This window comes from Streptomyces melanosporofaciens, from assembly GCF_900105695.1.
Taxonomy (GTDB): Bacteria; Actinomycetota; Actinomycetes; order Streptomycetales; family Streptomycetaceae; genus Streptomyces; species Streptomyces antimycoticus.
Genome location: NZ_FNST01000002.1, coordinates 3998054 through 4010886, shown reverse-complemented (window position 1 = coordinate 4010886; position 12833 = coordinate 3998054). Strand labels below are relative to the sequence as shown.

General features: G+C 69.3%; 16 protein-coding genes. 2 read left to right on the top strand and 14 right to left on the bottom strand.

The genetic code is table 11. From position 1 onward, the window contains the following. Window positions 1-38: 38 nt before the first annotated feature. From rpsQ to rpsJ, 11 genes are read right to left on the bottom strand one after another with little or no spacing between them, the layout of a single operon-like run. Window positions 39-326: a 30S ribosomal protein S17 gene (rpsQ, locus tag BLV72_RS19955; RefSeq protein WP_014054172.1), complete on the bottom strand. Its 288-nt coding sequence runs from the start codon at window positions 324-326 to the stop codon at window positions 39-41. After that, the gene (gene rpmC / locus BLV72_RS19950; RefSeq protein ID WP_009715874.1) at window positions 326-550 is read right to left on the bottom strand and encodes a 50S ribosomal protein L29; all 225 of its coding nucleotides are present in this window, start codon (window positions 548-550) and stop codon (window positions 326-328) included. Before rpmC ends, rpsQ begins: the two co-directional genes overlap by 1 nt. Then, window positions 550-969 carry a 50S ribosomal protein L16 gene (rplP, locus tag BLV72_RS19945; protein ID WP_014054170.1) on the bottom strand — a complete coding sequence of 140 codons (420 nt, stop codon included), beginning with the start codon at window positions 967-969 and terminating at the stop codon, window positions 550-552. The genes rpmC and rplP overlap by 1 nt, the downstream gene beginning before the upstream one ends. 5 nt (window positions 970-974) lie before the next feature. Next, window positions 975-1802 carry a 30S ribosomal protein S3 gene (rpsC, locus tag BLV72_RS19940; protein WP_014054169.1) on the bottom strand — a complete coding sequence of 276 codons (828 nt, stop codon included), beginning with the start codon at window positions 1800-1802 and terminating at the stop codon, window positions 975-977. Next, on the bottom strand, window positions 1802-2149 hold the full coding sequence (gene rplV / locus BLV72_RS19935; RefSeq protein WP_059148970.1) for a 50S ribosomal protein L22: 348 nt from the start codon (window positions 2147-2149) through the stop codon (window positions 1802-1804). Before rplV ends, rpsC begins: the two co-directional genes overlap by 1 nt. A 40-nt stretch (window positions 2150-2189) precedes the next feature. Further along, window positions 2190-2471 carry a 30S ribosomal protein S19 gene (gene rpsS, locus BLV72_RS19930; RefSeq protein ID WP_014178772.1) on the bottom strand — a complete coding sequence of 94 codons (282 nt, stop codon included), beginning with the start codon at window positions 2469-2471 and terminating at the stop codon, window positions 2190-2192. Between the two features lie 12 nt (window positions 2472-2483). Continuing rightward, window positions 2484-3320, bottom strand: a complete 837-nt coding sequence (gene rplB / locus BLV72_RS19925) for a 50S ribosomal protein L2 (RefSeq protein ID WP_059148971.1) — start codon at window positions 3318-3320, stop codon at window positions 2484-2486. A 47-nt stretch (window positions 3321-3367) separates the two neighbouring features. Further along, window positions 3368-3694, bottom strand: a complete 327-nt coding sequence (gene rplW / locus BLV72_RS19920) for a 50S ribosomal protein L23 (protein WP_020869260.1) — start codon at window positions 3692-3694, stop codon at window positions 3368-3370. Next, entirely contained in the window at window positions 3694-4347 is a 654-nt protein-coding gene (gene rplD, locus BLV72_RS19915; RefSeq protein WP_093463853.1) for a 50S ribosomal protein L4, read from the bottom strand. Before rplD ends, rplW begins: the two co-directional genes overlap by 1 nt. Before the next feature lie 8 nt (window positions 4348-4355). Beyond that, on the bottom strand, window positions 4356-5000 hold the full coding sequence (rplC, locus tag BLV72_RS19910; RefSeq protein ID WP_093470442.1) for a 50S ribosomal protein L3: 645 nt from the start codon (window positions 4998-5000) through the stop codon (window positions 4356-4358). Between the two features lie 13 nt (window positions 5001-5013). Continuing rightward, entirely contained in the window at window positions 5014-5322 is a 309-nt protein-coding gene (gene rpsJ / locus BLV72_RS19905; RefSeq protein WP_003948644.1) for a 30S ribosomal protein S10, read from the bottom strand. 481 nt (window positions 5323-5803) lie between these two features. Here rpsJ and BLV72_RS19900 point away from each other — a divergent pair, with 481 nt between their 5' ends. After that, window positions 5804-6808 (top strand): GNAT family N-acetyltransferase, encoded by a 1005-nt coding sequence (locus BLV72_RS19900; RefSeq protein ID WP_093463851.1) that lies wholly within the window; start codon window positions 5804-5806, stop codon window positions 6806-6808. A 224-nt stretch (window positions 6809-7032) separates the two neighbouring features. Then, window positions 7033-9189 (top strand): PIG-L family deacetylase, encoded by a 2157-nt coding sequence (locus BLV72_RS19895; RefSeq protein WP_244320866.1) that lies wholly within the window; start codon window positions 7033-7035, stop codon window positions 9187-9189. 492 nt (window positions 9190-9681) lie between these two features. On the opposite strand, the gene BLV72_RS19890 is transcribed toward BLV72_RS19895, so the two are convergent. From BLV72_RS19890 to tuf, 3 genes are all read right to left on the bottom strand, one after another. Continuing rightward, window positions 9682-10812, bottom strand: coding sequence for an SRPBCC family protein (locus BLV72_RS19890; RefSeq protein ID WP_093463848.1), 1131 nt, complete (start codon window positions 10810-10812; stop codon window positions 9682-9684). After that, window positions 10805-11365 (bottom strand): hypothetical protein, encoded by a 561-nt coding sequence (locus BLV72_RS19885; RefSeq protein ID WP_244320864.1) that lies wholly within the window; start codon window positions 11363-11365, stop codon window positions 10805-10807. The genes BLV72_RS19890 and BLV72_RS19885 overlap by 8 nt, the downstream gene beginning before the upstream one ends. 116 nt (window positions 11366-11481) lie before the next feature. Further along, window positions 11482-12675, bottom strand: a complete 1194-nt coding sequence (tuf, locus tag BLV72_RS19880) for an elongation factor Tu (protein WP_037952879.1) — start codon at window positions 12673-12675, stop codon at window positions 11482-11484. Between the last annotated feature and the right edge of the window lie 158 nt (window positions 12676-12833).

Below are 12833 nucleotides of genomic sequence, written 5' to 3'. Positions count from 1 at the left end.
CCTGGCGGAACTGTCCTGCGGACTATTGCCCGCAGGAATTACTTGGCCTTCTCGAGGATCTCGACGACGCGCCAGCGCTTGGTCGCGGACAGCGGCCGGGTCTCCATCAGGAGGACACGGTCGCCGACACCCGCGGCGTTCTGCTCGTCGTGCGCCTTGAGCTTGTTCGTACGGCGGATGACCTTGCCGTACAGCGCGTGCTTGACGCGGTCCTCGACGGCGACGACGACGGTCTTGTCCATCTTGTCGCTGACGACCAGACCCTCACGGGTCTTGCGGAAGCCGCGGTTCTGCGTTGCGTTCTCAGTCACATTCGTCTCGCTCATCAGGCGCTCTCCACCGTCTCGATGCCGAGCTCGCGCTCCCGCATCAGGGTGTAGATCCGGGCGATGTCCTTGCGGACGGCCTTCAGCCGGCCGTGGTTCTCAAGCTGTCCGGTCGCCGCCTGGAAGCGGAGGTTGAACAGCTCTTCCTTGGCCTCACGGAGCTTGCCAACGAGGTCCTCGTTGTTCAGCTCACGCAGCTCGGACGCCTTGGTACCGGCCGCCATCACGACTCACCTGCCTCGCGCCGCACGATCCGGCACTTCATCGGGAGCTTGTGAGCAGCGCGGGTGAGCGCCTCACGCGCAGTCTTCTCGTTCGGGAAGGACAGCTCGAACATCACCCGGCCGGGCTTGACGTTCGCGACCCACCACTCCGGCGAACCCTTACCGGAACCCATGCGGGTCTCGGCAGGCTTCTTCGTCAGCGGACGGTCCGGGTAGATGTTGATCCAGACCTTGCCGCCACGCTTGATGTGGCGGGTCATCGCGATACGAGCGGCCTCGATCTGACGGTTGGTGACGTACGCCGGGGTGACGGCCTGGATGCCGTACTCGCCGAACGCCAGCTCCGTGCCGCCCTTGGCCATGCCGGACCGCTTGGGGTGGTGCTGCTTGCGGTGCTTGACCCTGCGAGGGATCAGCATGTCGGTCAGGCCTCCGTTCCAGTGCTCTCAGCAGCCGGAGCGGCGGTGGCCTCGGCCTTGGGGGCCTCGGCGGGGGCGCTCTGCTGCTGCTGCGGCTTACGGCCACGGCCACCGCGCTCGCCACCACGGCGCTGCGGGCGGTCGCTGCCACCGCGCGACGGGCGGTTGCCGGCGCGGGCGGCGGCGTTCTCGGCACGGACCTCGGCGATGTTCTTCACGTCGCCCTTGTAGATCCACACCTTGACGCCGATGCGGCCGAAGGTGGTCTTGGCCTCGAAGAAGCCGTAGTCGACGTTCGCGCGGAGCGTGTGCAGGGGCACACGGCCCTCGCGGTAGAACTCCGAGCGGGACATCTCGGCGCCGCCGAGACGGCCACCACACTGGATCTTGATGCCCTTGGCACCGGCCTTCATCGAGCTCTGCATCGACTTGCGCATCGCACGACGGAAGGAGACGCGGGAGGAGAGCTGCTCGGCGACGGCCTGGGCCACCAGCTGAGCGTCGACCTCGGGGTTCTTCACCTCGAGGATGTTGAGCTGCACCTGCTTGCCGGTCAGCTTCTCCAGCTCGCCGCGGATACGGTCGGCCTCCGCGCCGCGACGGCCGATGACGATGCCCGGCCGGGCGGTGTGGATGTCGACGCGGACGCGGTCACGGGTGCGCTCGATCTCCACCTTGGAGATGCCCGCGCGCTCCATGCCCTTCGTCATCATCCGGCGGATGGCGACGTCTTCCTTGACGTAGTCCTTGTACAGCTTGTCGGCGTACCAGCGCGACTTGAAGTCGGTGGTGATGCCGAGCCGGAACCCGTGCGGGTTAACCTTCTGGCCCATTACCGGGTTCCTTCCTTGCTGCTGACGACCACGGTGATGTGGCTGGTCCGCTTGCGGATCCGGTAGGCGCGGCCCTGGGCACGCGGACGGAACCGCTTCAGGGTCGGGCCCTCGTCGACGTACGCCTCGGAGATGAAGAGGCTGTCGGCGTCGGTGTGGTCGTAGTTGTGCGCGGCGTTGGCGATGGCGCTGTCCAGCACCTTGCCGACCGGCACGCTCGCGGCCTGCGGGGCGAAACGCAGGACCGCCTGAGCCTCCGTGGCACTCATGCCACGGATGAGGTCCACCACGCGGCGGGCCTTCATGGGCGTGACGCGGATGTACCGCGCCTGGGCCCTGGCTTCCATGGTTGTCCCTTCGGTGTCTGTCATGAGTCTCTTCCGCCGATCAGCGACGACGCGACTTACGGTCGTCCTTCTCGTGGCCGCGGAAGGTGCGGGTCGGCGCGAACTCGCCGAGCTTGTGGCCGACCATCGACTCGGTGACGAACACCGGGACGTGCTTGCGGCCGTCGTGCACCGCGATCGTGTGGCCGAGCATGGCCGGGACGATCATCGAGCGGCGGGACCAGGTCTTGATGACGTTCTTGGTGCCGGCTTCGTTCTGGACATCCACCTTCTTGATCAGGTGGTCGTCGACGAAGGGCCCCTTCTTGAGACTGCGCGGCATCTAAACCCGCTCCTAGCGCTTCTTGTTCGTCTTGCGGCGGCGGACGATGTACTTGTTGCTGGCCTTCTTCGGCGAGCGCGTACGGCCCTCCTTCTGACCCCACGGCGAGACCGGGTGGCGACCACCGGAGGTCTTGCCCTCACCACCACCGTGCGGGTGGTCGACGGGGTTCATGACCACACCACGAACGGTCGGGCGGACGCCCTTCCAGCGCATGCGGCCGGCCTTGCCCCAGTTGATGTTCGACTGCTCGGCGTTGCCGACCTCGCCGACGGTGGCGCGGCAGCGGACGTCGACCAGGCGGATCTCACCGGACGGCATGCGGAGGTGGGCCATGGAGCCCTCCTTCGCCAGCAGCTGCACGGAGGCACCCGCGGAGCGGGCGAACTTCGCGCCGCCGCCGGGCCGCAGCTCGATGGCGTGGAGCGTGGTACCAACCGGGATGTTGCGCAGCGAGAGGTTGTTACCGGGCTTGATGTCGGCGCCGGGGCCGTTCTCGATCCGGTCGCCCTGCGTCAGGCCGCGCGGCGCGAGGATGTAGCGCTTCTCGCCGTCGGCGTAGTGCAGCAGCGCGATGCGCGCGGTGCGGTTGGGGTCGTATTCGATGTGTGCGACCTTCGCCGGGACGCCGTCCTTGTCGTGACGGCGGAAGTCGATCACGCGGTACGCACGCTTGTGACCGCCACCCTGGTGGCGGACCGTGATGCGGCCGGCGTTGTTACGACCACCCTTGCTGTGCAGCGGGCGGACCAGCGACTTCTCCGGCGTGGACCGCGTGATCTCGACGAAGTCGGCGACGCTGGAGCCACGACGGCCCGGGGTCGTCGGCTTGTACTTGCGGATACCCATTTCTCAGTCCTCGGAAGATTCCGGACTTCTGGACGTTCCGATCTCCGTTAGGAGACCGGGCCGCCGAAGATGTCGATGCGGTCGCCCTCGGCGAGGGTCACGATGGCGCGCTTGGTGTCCTTGCGCTTGCCGTACCCGGTGCGGGTGCGCTTGCGCTTGCCCTGCCGGTTGATCGTGTTGACCCCGGTGACCTTGACCGAGAAGACCGCCTCGACGGCCTGCTTGATCTGGGTCTTGTTCGCGCGCGGGTCGACGATGAACGTGTACTTGTTCTCGTCCAGCAGCGCGTAGCTCTTCTCCGAGACCACCGGCTTGACGAGCACGTCGCGGGGGTCGGTGAAGGTCTTGCTGGTGACAGCGGTCGCCTCACTCATCAGGCGGCGCTCCCTTCGGTCTTCTCAGCGGCCTTGGGACCAGCCACGAAGGACTCGAAGGCGGCCTTGGTGAAGACCACGTCGTCGGAGACGAGCACGTCGTACGTGTTCAGCTGGCCCGGCTCCAGGATGTGCACCTGGGGCAGGTTGCGGGCGGACAGCCACGCGGCCTCGTCGCTCCGCTCGGCGACCAGGAGCAGGTTCTTGCGCTCGCTGATCTTGCCCAGCAGGGTCTTCGCGGCCTTGGTGGAGATGTCGCCGTCCACCACGCCGGTCACGACGTGGATCCGCTCGTGGCGCGCCCGGTCGGAGAGGGCACCGCGCAGCGCGGCGGCCTTCATCTTCTTCGGGGTGCGCTGGCTGTAGTCGCGCGGCACGGGACCGTGCACGACGCCACCGCCGGCGAACTGCGGCGCGCGGGTCGAGCCCTGGCGCGCGCGGCCGGTGCCCTTCTGGCGGTAGGGCTTCTTGCCACCGCCTCGGACCTCACCGCGGGTCTTGGTCTTGTGCGTGCCCTGGCGGGCAGCGGCCAGCTGGGCGACGACGACCTGGTGGATCAGCGGAACGCTGACCTGCGCGTCGAAGATCTCCGAGGGGAGCTCGACGGTCCCGGCCTTGTCGCCAGCCGGCGAAAGGATGTCAATGGTGCTCATCGGTTACCTCAGGCCCCCTTGGCCGCGGTACGGACCAGGACGAGGCCGCCGTTCGGACCAGGAACCGCTCCCTTGATCAGGAGCAGGCCCTTCTCCGCGTCAACGGCGTGGACGGTCAGGTTCTGGGTGGTGACCCGCTCATTGCCCATGCGGCCGGCCATGCGCAGGCCCTTGAACACGCGGCCCGGGGTGGCGCAGCCACCGATGGAGCCCGGCGAGCGGTGCTTGCGCTGGGTGCCGTGGCCGGCGCCGAGGCCGCCGAAGCCGTGGCGCTTCATGACACCGGCGGTGCCCTTGCCCTTGCTGGTGCCGGTCACGTCGACCTTGACACCGGACTCGAACACCTCGGCCGTGACTTCCTGGCCGAGCGTGTACTCACCGGCGTCGGTGGTACGCAGCTCCACCAGGTGGCGGCGCGGGGTCACATCGGCCTTGGCGAAGTGGCCCTTGAGGGGCTTGTTCACCTTGCGCGGGTCGATCTCGCCGAAGGCGATCTGGACGGCGCTGTAGCCGTCCGCGTCATCGGTGCGGACCTGGGTCACGACGCAGGGACCGGCCTTGACGACGGTGACCGGGACGACACGGTTGTTCTCGTCCCACACCTGCGTCATGCCGAGCTTCTCGCCCAGGACGCCCTTGATCTGCTTAGCCATCTCGCGCGTCACCTCAGAGCTTGATCTCGATGTCGACGCCCGCCGGCAGGTCGAGACGCATCAGCGAGTCGACGGTCTTCGGCGTGGGGTCGAGGATGTCGATGAGGCGCTTGTGCGTACGCATCTCGAAGTGCTCGCGCGAGTCCTTGTACTTGTGCGGCGACTTGATGACGCAGTACACGTTCTTCTCTGTGGGCAGCGGCACCGGGCCCGCGACCGACGCACCAGTGCGGGTCACCGTCTCGACGATCTTCTTCGCCGAGGAGTCGATGACCTCGTGGTCGTAGGCCTTGAGCCGGATGCGGATCTTCTGTCCCGCCATGGCTACTTCGTAGTCCTGTCTCTCGTAACGCTCTGGGACCCGGCGGCGTTCGCGTCCTCCTCCACCCCACTTCCGACCCACGCGGTCGGGCGTGTCGCAGTCCTTCTCATAAATCTCCACATGGAGATCCCTGGTGAAGGGGGTTGCTGGGGGAGAAAGTCACCCACCGGGTGCCTGGCTGGGGCCCCGCTGACGCTTCCCGGAAGATTCCCGTACTTCCGCCCCTGATCAGGGGCGACGAGTACCGTGGGACTCGCTTCCAGTCCTCCCGGCGAGAGGCGCGCAGCATCGGCACTCAACCGAGCAACCTGGTCAGTGTGCCATAGCGGGCACCGCCGACGCCAATCAGGGAGCGGGGAAGCATACCCCCTACGAGTGAGCACTCAAACCCGCGACCAGCGCTCCCGCGGCCCCCACGCATCCTGGTGCGGCGTACCCGGCCCACGGTAGTTTCGGCGCGCCGAGAAGAGGGGGGATCGGGATGGCCGGTGTGCCGCTGCGGGTGGAGATCTTACGGGCGGGCGAGGAGCACGTGGCGCAGATCGCGCGCCTCGCCGAGTCACGGAGCCTGAACGGGCCGGATGGCGCCCAGGGCCCGGCGGAGGGCGGCTCGACGGAGGGCGGCTTCCTGGTCTCGGCGTACACCGAGGCCGACTACCGCGCCCGGCTGGAGAGCTCCGAGCACTTCTATGTGGCGGTCAAGGGCGGACAGGTGCTGGCGTTCCTGCTGGCCTACAGCTCCGACCAGGTCGAGCCGGACGAATGGCTGAACCGCCGGATCAAGACGGCGCTCGGCAGCTTCCTGGTGATCAAGCAGATCTGTGTGGCCCGGGACGCGGCGCGGACCGGGATCGCCTCGATGCTCTACTACCACGTCCTCGACCAGTGGCACGAGAGCCCGGTGATCGCCGCCGTGGTCAACGATCCGCCCAACGACGCGTCCGCGCGCTTCCACCACAAGCTCGGCTTCCAGGAGCTGACCCGGCTGACCCCGCCGGACGGGCTGCCCCGGGTGGTGTGGGTGTGGCGCAAACCGCGTGAGGCGATGCTGCACGCGCAGTACGGGATCGCGGTGGACCTCTACAAGCACGAGGACAACCTCAACTGGCAGAAGCTGAACAACTTCTTCTACATCACGGCGGGCCTCGCGGCCGCCACCGCCTTCTGCCTCGGCAAGGAGGGCGCGGGAGGCAGCCTCGGCAAGGGGCTTGCGGTGATCATCGCGATCATCGGCATCGGGGTGTCGCTGGGCTTCTCGCTGATGCTGCGCTTCGGCCGTCAGTACCTTCTGGCGCGCAAGGAGGCGGTGATCGAGCTCGAGGAGTACATGGCCTGGCACGGCGGCGAGCGGATCGTCAATCGCCGCACCGACGACCCCGGCTCCGCCTATCTGAAGGTCTCCCCGACCGGCGCGATCATGATGTTGCTGCCCGTGCTGGTGGCGGCCTGCTGGCTCGCGGTGCTCGGGGTGCTGATCGCCGACTGAGCGAACCGGCTCCCCCGTCAGGGGCGCCCGCGTGTCCCGCGCCCCGCGCCCGCGTGTCCCGCGCCCCCGCGCCCGCGTGCCCGCACACCCTCGCAGCGAAAGACGATGTGTCCGGTCTGTGACCGATACCTCCCGGACATCGGACAACCTGTCAAGATCACCGCCCGTCCTTTCACTCGGAGCAGCCGGAGACTACGTGCTGCCGAAGTGACAGGGTCACCAAATTGAACAGTCGATGGACAGTGCGGGGGACGGGCACCACCCGCAGGCAGACGCTGGCCGCGCTGACGGCACTCACCGCCGCCGGAGCGGCCGGGGTCGCCGGAGTCGCCGGTTGCGGCGGTGGGGGCTCGCGCGGTACGGCATCCGTGCCCGCCGCGCCCGCGCGGGCGGGTGCCCCCGGGGCGGCGGAGCCCTTCACCTCGACGGTGGGCGACAAGCAGGCGCTGCTGCTGCAGATCATGGCGCACCCCGACGACGATCTGTACTTCATGAACCCGGACGCCGAGCAGGTGCTGCGCTCCGGCGTCCCGGTGGTGTGCGTGTACGTGACGGCCGGTGAGGCCCGGGGGATCAACCACCAGGCGGGGACGCCGATCCCGCCCGCCGACAAGGCCGCCTACTCCGCCTCCCGCCATCAGGGGCTGCGGCAGGCGTACGCGCGGATGATCGGGCTCAACCAGTTCGCGCCCTGGCAGCAGTCGGTGCTGCGGCTGCCCGGCGGGGTCACCGCGGAGACCAACACCCTTGCCAACGGCGCCCGCAGGGTCCGGCTGATCTTCCTCAACATCGCGATGCTGTCGGAGGGCGGCGTACGGATCCCCGCGCTGTGGAGCACCCCGGGCACGGTGATGAGCACCCTGCCGGCCACCGGCTCCCCCGTGCCGCACCCGAGTTCGTACGGCCATCGGACGTTGGTCGACGTGCTCGCGGAGCTCATGGACCGCTATCGGCCCACGCTGATCCACACGCTGGACCCGGACCCCGACTTCCAGGTGCACGACGCGCTGCACCCCAAGGACAACGATCAGCCGGGGTGCTCGGACCACCGCGACCACACCCCGGTCGCGCTGTTCGCCTGGAAGGCGATCGCCCAGTGGGTGGCCGCGGCGACCCAGCGGGACAAGCACGCCCCGCGCTTCACCACCACCGCGTTCCGCGGCTACTACAACCAGCGCTGGCCGCACAATCTGCCGCCCGCGGTGCTCGCCCGGAAGGCACGGGTCATCAAGTCCTACGGCGGCGCCCCGGAGTGGGACTGCGGCAACGCGGCCGGTTGCGGCGACTACAGCCAGGGCGGGGTGCGCCCGCTGCGGAACCGCAAGGGCTGGATCCGCTCCACCCACTACCGCTACTCCACCACCCTGCCCGCCCCCACCACCGACGCCCAGGGCCGGCTCGTGGCGTACGGCGTGCTCGGCACCCAGGCCGTGCGGTGGCGCGAGACGGCGCCCGGCAGCGGGCGGTTCGGGACGCCGCTGGGGCTCGGCGGCGGACCACTCGCCCCCGCGCTCGCCGCGGTGCGGGACAGCGCGGGGCGTCAGGTGCTGTTCGGCCTGCGGTTCGCGGCGCTGGGCGGCCAAGGCGCGGCCGACCTGCGCGAGATCGTGGTGCTGGAACAGCGCCGCCCGGACGGCCCGTTCCGCGCCTGGACCGGACTCGGCACCCCCGAGACCAGCACCGAACACGGCCGCCGGGTCGGCTGCCCGGCGGCGGTCGCCACCGCCGACGGCCGGGTCCATCTCTTCGTACGGACCGCGGACAAGGGCCTGGCCACCCGCGTACGGGACGGGAGCGGCCACTGGAGTCCCTGGCAGCGGCTCGGCGGCGCCGAGGTCCAGGACGGGCTGACCGCACTGCTGGACGCGGAGGGGCAGGTCCATGTTCTCGCCGCCGGCCGCGACACCGTCCACCACTGGGCCCAGGAGTGGGCCGGTGGCCCGGTCGCGCTGCGCCCGCCGGCCGGTCTGCCGCGCCCCGGCGGGGATCCGCTGGGCGCCGCGGTGGCCCCCGACGGCTCGCTCGCGCTGGTCTACCGCACCCCCGCGGCCACCGTGCCCGCCGTCCACGGCGACGACACCTCGCTCACGGTGCGGCACTTCGAGGGCTACGGGGCGATCGCCGCGCACACCGTGGCCGGACCGTCCGGCCGCAGCGAGGCGAAGACGCTGCTGCTGGCCGGCCGCGACCTGGGTGGGGAGGTCCAGGTCCAGTACGGCACCGGCCCGGACGCCAGGCCCCTGCGCTCCCCCGGCCATCTGATCCCGGTCGGCGCCCCGGCACTGCTGGCGGACGACGGGCACCAGGGCGTCTGCGTGGTGGGCATGGCCCCGGACGCCACCCCCTGGATCTGGCGCCCACGCCCCACGAAACGGGCCTGACGGCCCGACCGACCACCGGGTGGGGCGGGCCGGGGACGCCGCCCCCGGCCCGCGCCCGGCACACACCCCCGCGCGGCCGTGTCCCTGGTACGGCACCTCCGGGCGGGGTGCCTGGTACGACCCGCCCATGGCCTTCCTCCGTACGGCGCCTCCCCGACCCGGCTGCTACCGCGCGCCCATGGCCACCCCCTGCTGCGGGGCCACTCCGGGCGGCATCCCCGATCCGCGTCCGGCCCGCGCCTCCGCGCGACGTCCACGCGGCGCGGGATCGGCTCCAGCCCCCGGCCAGAGGCGTCGTCGCGGCCCTCGTCCCCACCGGCCTGGTGGCAGGGCGACGTGACCCGGCCGCGTCCCCCTGCCTCGCCGGATTCGCGTTCGCCGTCTGGTTTTGCCGATAGCCGTACGACATGACCGGGCCCCACCCGCCGTCTCCGGTCCGGGTGGGGCCCCGTCATATCCGGCCCTGGGCCGGGGGCGCGTTGGTGCGCGCGCTCAGCGCCGGGCCGCGGCGGCACGCCGTCGGGGGCGTGCGGCCTCGGGTTCCTCGACCTCTTCAGGCTCTTCGGACTCCTCGTATGCCTCGGCGTCCTCGGTGTCCTCCGGCTCCTCCTCGTCCTCCTCGAGACCGGATTCCGGCTCGGACCCGGCGTCTTCGGGTTCCTCCTCGTACTCCTCCTCCGGCGCCTCATCCGCATCCGCGGCCGCGCCGTCCTCGTCGTCGTACGCGTCCTCCGCCTCGTCCGCGCGCTCTTCCCCGGCGTCGCCTTCGTCGCCGGACTCGGACCGCGACTCATCGGCTTCTCCCCCGGCCTCGTCCTCGGCGTTGTCGCGCTCTTCCTCCTCCACGGCCGTCTCGTGGTCGCGTACGACCTCGCCGTCCCGGATCTCGCCGCGCCAGCCGTCCGTGGCCTCGCCGCGCATCATGATGAACTTGCGGTAGAGCTTCAGGTCGAGGCGCGCCCGTCGGCCCTGGGCCCGCCAGATGTTGCCGGTCTTCTCGAAGAGGCCCTTGGGGAAGTACTCCAGGACCAACAGCACCCGGGTGAGGTTGTCGCCGAGCGGATGGAAGGTGACGACGCCCTTCACGGTGCCCTTCGCACCCTCGGTGGTCCAGGTGATCCGCTCATCGGGCACCTGCTCGGTGACGTTCGCCCGCCAGCTACGGGTGGACTTGGCGACCTTCACCTTCCAGTTGCTGCTGGTGTCGTCGGCCTTCTCGACGCTGACGACCCCCTTGGCGAAGGTGCTGAACTCCTGGAACTGGGTCCACTGGTCGTACGCCTCGCGGACCGGCACCCCGACGTCGATGTCCTCGACGACCGTCACACTCTTCGACTTGCCGCCTCCGCTCTTCCCCCGGCCCTTGCCGAAGGCACCCTTGACCTTCTCCTTCAGCGATTCCTTGAGTGAATCCTTCAGCTGGGACGAGCCGGCCTTCATCAGCGCCTGCCCCGGCGACTTGCCCTCGGCGAGGGACTGCGCGCCCTTGGCGAGGCCCGTGCCGAGGCCGGAGATCGCATGTGTCGCCCGCGCCTGGACGTAGTTGCGCAGCTCGTCCTTGAGCCGGTCGGTGGCCGGGTTGCCGACGATGTCGTCCTTGAGCTTGCCCAGCGTGTCAGCCATTGCGGCCCCCCGCGGTCCTGGCGGTCTTCTTGGCCCGGGCGGCGCCCGAGGCGGCGGTCTTCTTCGCCTTGCCGGAGTCGGAGGCGGCCGTCTTCTTCGCCGGACGGGCCGGGGCCTTGGCCGCCGCCTTGCGGGCAGGCTTCGGCGGCTTCGGTTTCCGCTTCGGCTCGGAGTCCGCGTCGGCCTCCTCGCGCTCGGCGGGCTCCTCGTCCTCGGCGCGGTCCTCATCCCGGGCGTCCTCGTCCCGGCCGTCCTCGCTCTCACCGCGCAGCAACGCGGTGCGCTCATGCAGCGAATCGGCGAGGCCGCCCACCCGGTCGGACACGGCCTTGGTCGCGGCCTGCCGGGTGGCGTCGACGAGTTCCTGACGCACCTGTCCGTTGAGGCCGCTCAGCAGCGGCATCTCGGCGAGGGACTTCTTCAGCTGCTGCGGATCCAACGTGATCTTCTTACCGGCCAGCAACATGCCCAGCCCGAAGGCGAGTTTCGCCTTCTTGGTGCGCCCGAGGAGGTAGCCTCCCACGACCGCGACCGTGATCTTGCCATTTGTCATCATCTGTTCGCTCCCGAAGTCGAACGCGGCTTCGATGTGGACGGCCGGGTACCCACATACGAAAGAGCCCCACCCGCCAGTGGCGAATGGGGCTCTTTGCTCCGGGGAGCGTCAGGTCACTTGTTGATCTTGGTGACCTGGCCGGCGCCGACGGTCCGGCCACCCTCACGGATGGCGAACTTCAGGCCCTCCTCCATGGCGACCGGCTGGATCAGCTGGACGGACATCTCGGTGTTGTCGCCCGGCATGACCATCTCGGTGCCCTCGGGGAGGGTCACAACGCCCGTCACGTCCGTGGTACGGAAGTAGAACTGCGGACGGTAGTTGTTGAAGAACGGCGTGTGGCGGCCACCCTCGTCCTTGGACAGGATGTACGCCTGGGCCTCGAACTCGGTGTGCGGAGTGACCGAACCCGGCTTGATGATGACCTGGCCGCGCTCGACGTCCTCGCGCTTGATGCCGCGGAGCAGCAGACCGACGTTCTCACCGGCCTGGCCCTCGTCGAGCAGCTTGCGGAACATCTCGATACCGGTGACGGTGGTCGAGGTCTTCTCCTGCTTGATGCCGATGATGTCGACGTTCTCGTTGACCTTCAGCACACCGCGCTCGATACGGCCGGTGACGACCGTACCGCGACCGGTGATGGTGAAGACGTCCTCGATCGGCATCAGGAACGGCTTGTCGACGTCACGCTCGGGCTGCGGGATCGACTCGTCGACGGCCTTCATCAGGTCGAGGACGGACTTGCCCCACTCGGCGTCACCCTCGAGCGCCTTGAGCGCCGAGACCTTGACGACCGGAACGTCGTCGCCCGGGAACTCGTACTCGGAGAGCAGCTCGCGGACCTCGAGCTCGACGAGCTCCAGGATCTCCTCGTCGTCCACCATGTCGGCCTTGTTCAGGGCGACAACGATGTACGGCACGCCGACCTGGCGGGCCAGGAGCACGTGCTCCTTGGTCTGCGGCATCGGGCCGTCGGTGGCGGCGACCACGAGGATGGCGCCGTCCATCTGCGCGGCACCGGTGATCATGTTCTTGATGTAGTCCGCGTGACCGGGGCAGTCAACGTGCGCGTAGTGACGCGACTCGGTCTGGTACTCGACGTGCGCGATGGAGATCGTAATACCGCGCTGGCGCTCCTCAGGAGCCTTGTCGATCTGGTCGAAGGCCGAGGCCTCGTTCAGGTCCGGGTACGCGTCGTGCAGCACCTTGGTGATCGCAGCGGTAAGCGTGGTCTTACCGTGGTCGATGTGACCGATGGTGCCGATGTTGACGTGCGGCTTAGTCCGCTCGAACTTCGCCTTCGCCACTGGGGTCCTCCTGTGGAGTGGTTCTGTAACGCATCCACGCTTTGCGGATGGGTTCAGGTTTTCTTACCGAACCGGCCAGGACCCCGAGGGGGATGCCCTTCGCCGTATTCGTCTGGGGGGCCGGCGCCAAGGGCCCCGTCATGGAACGCGGTGGACGC

Excerpts from the sequence above, each read along its gene's own strand:
- rplW (WP_020869260.1), bottom strand. The coding sequence starts at position 3,694 with ATGAGTGAGGCGACCGCTGTCACCAGCAAGACCTTCACCGACCCCCGC.
- BLV72_RS19900 (WP_093463851.1), top strand. The coding sequence starts at position 5,804 with ATGGCCGGTGTGCCGCTGCGGGTGGAGATCTTACGGGCGGGCGAGGAG.
- rpmC (WP_009715874.1), bottom strand. The coding sequence starts at position 550 with ATGGCGGCCGGTACCAAGGCGTCCGAGCTGCGTGAGCTGAACAACGAG.
- rpsC (WP_014054169.1), bottom strand. The coding sequence starts at position 1,802 with ATGGGCCAGAAGGTTAACCCGCACGGGTTCCGGCTCGGCATCACCACC.
- rplD (WP_093463853.1), bottom strand. The coding sequence starts at position 4,347 with ATGAGCACCATTGACATCCTTTCGCCGGCTGGCGACAAGGCCGGGACC.
- rplB (WP_059148971.1), bottom strand. The coding sequence starts at position 3,320 with ATGGGTATCCGCAAGTACAAGCCGACGACCCCGGGCCGTCGTGGCTCC.
- rpsS (WP_014178772.1), bottom strand. The coding sequence starts at position 2,471 with ATGCCGCGCAGTCTCAAGAAGGGGCCCTTCGTCGACGACCACCTGATC.
- rplV (WP_059148970.1), bottom strand. The coding sequence starts at position 2,149 with ATGGAAGCCAGGGCCCAGGCGCGGTACATCCGCGTCACGCCCATGAAG.
- BLV72_RS19885 (WP_244320864.1), bottom strand. The coding sequence starts at position 11,365 with ATGACAAATGGCAAGATCACGGTCGCGGTCGTGGGAGGCTACCTCCTC.
- rpsQ (WP_014054172.1), bottom strand. The coding sequence starts at position 326 with ATGAGCGAGACGAATGTGACTGAGAACGCAACGCAGAACCGCGGCTTC.
- rplP (WP_014054170.1), bottom strand. The coding sequence starts at position 969 with ATGCTGATCCCTCGCAGGGTCAAGCACCGCAAGCAGCACCACCCCAAG.
- rpsJ (WP_003948644.1), bottom strand. The coding sequence starts at position 5,322 with ATGGCGGGACAGAAGATCCGCATCCGGCTCAAGGCCTACGACCACGAG.
- BLV72_RS19890 (WP_093463848.1), bottom strand. The coding sequence starts at position 10,812 with ATGGCTGACACGCTGGGCAAGCTCAAGGACGACATCGTCGGCAACCCG.
- rplC (WP_093470442.1), bottom strand. The coding sequence starts at position 5,000 with ATGGCTAAGCAGATCAAGGGCGTCCTGGGCGAGAAGCTCGGCATGACG.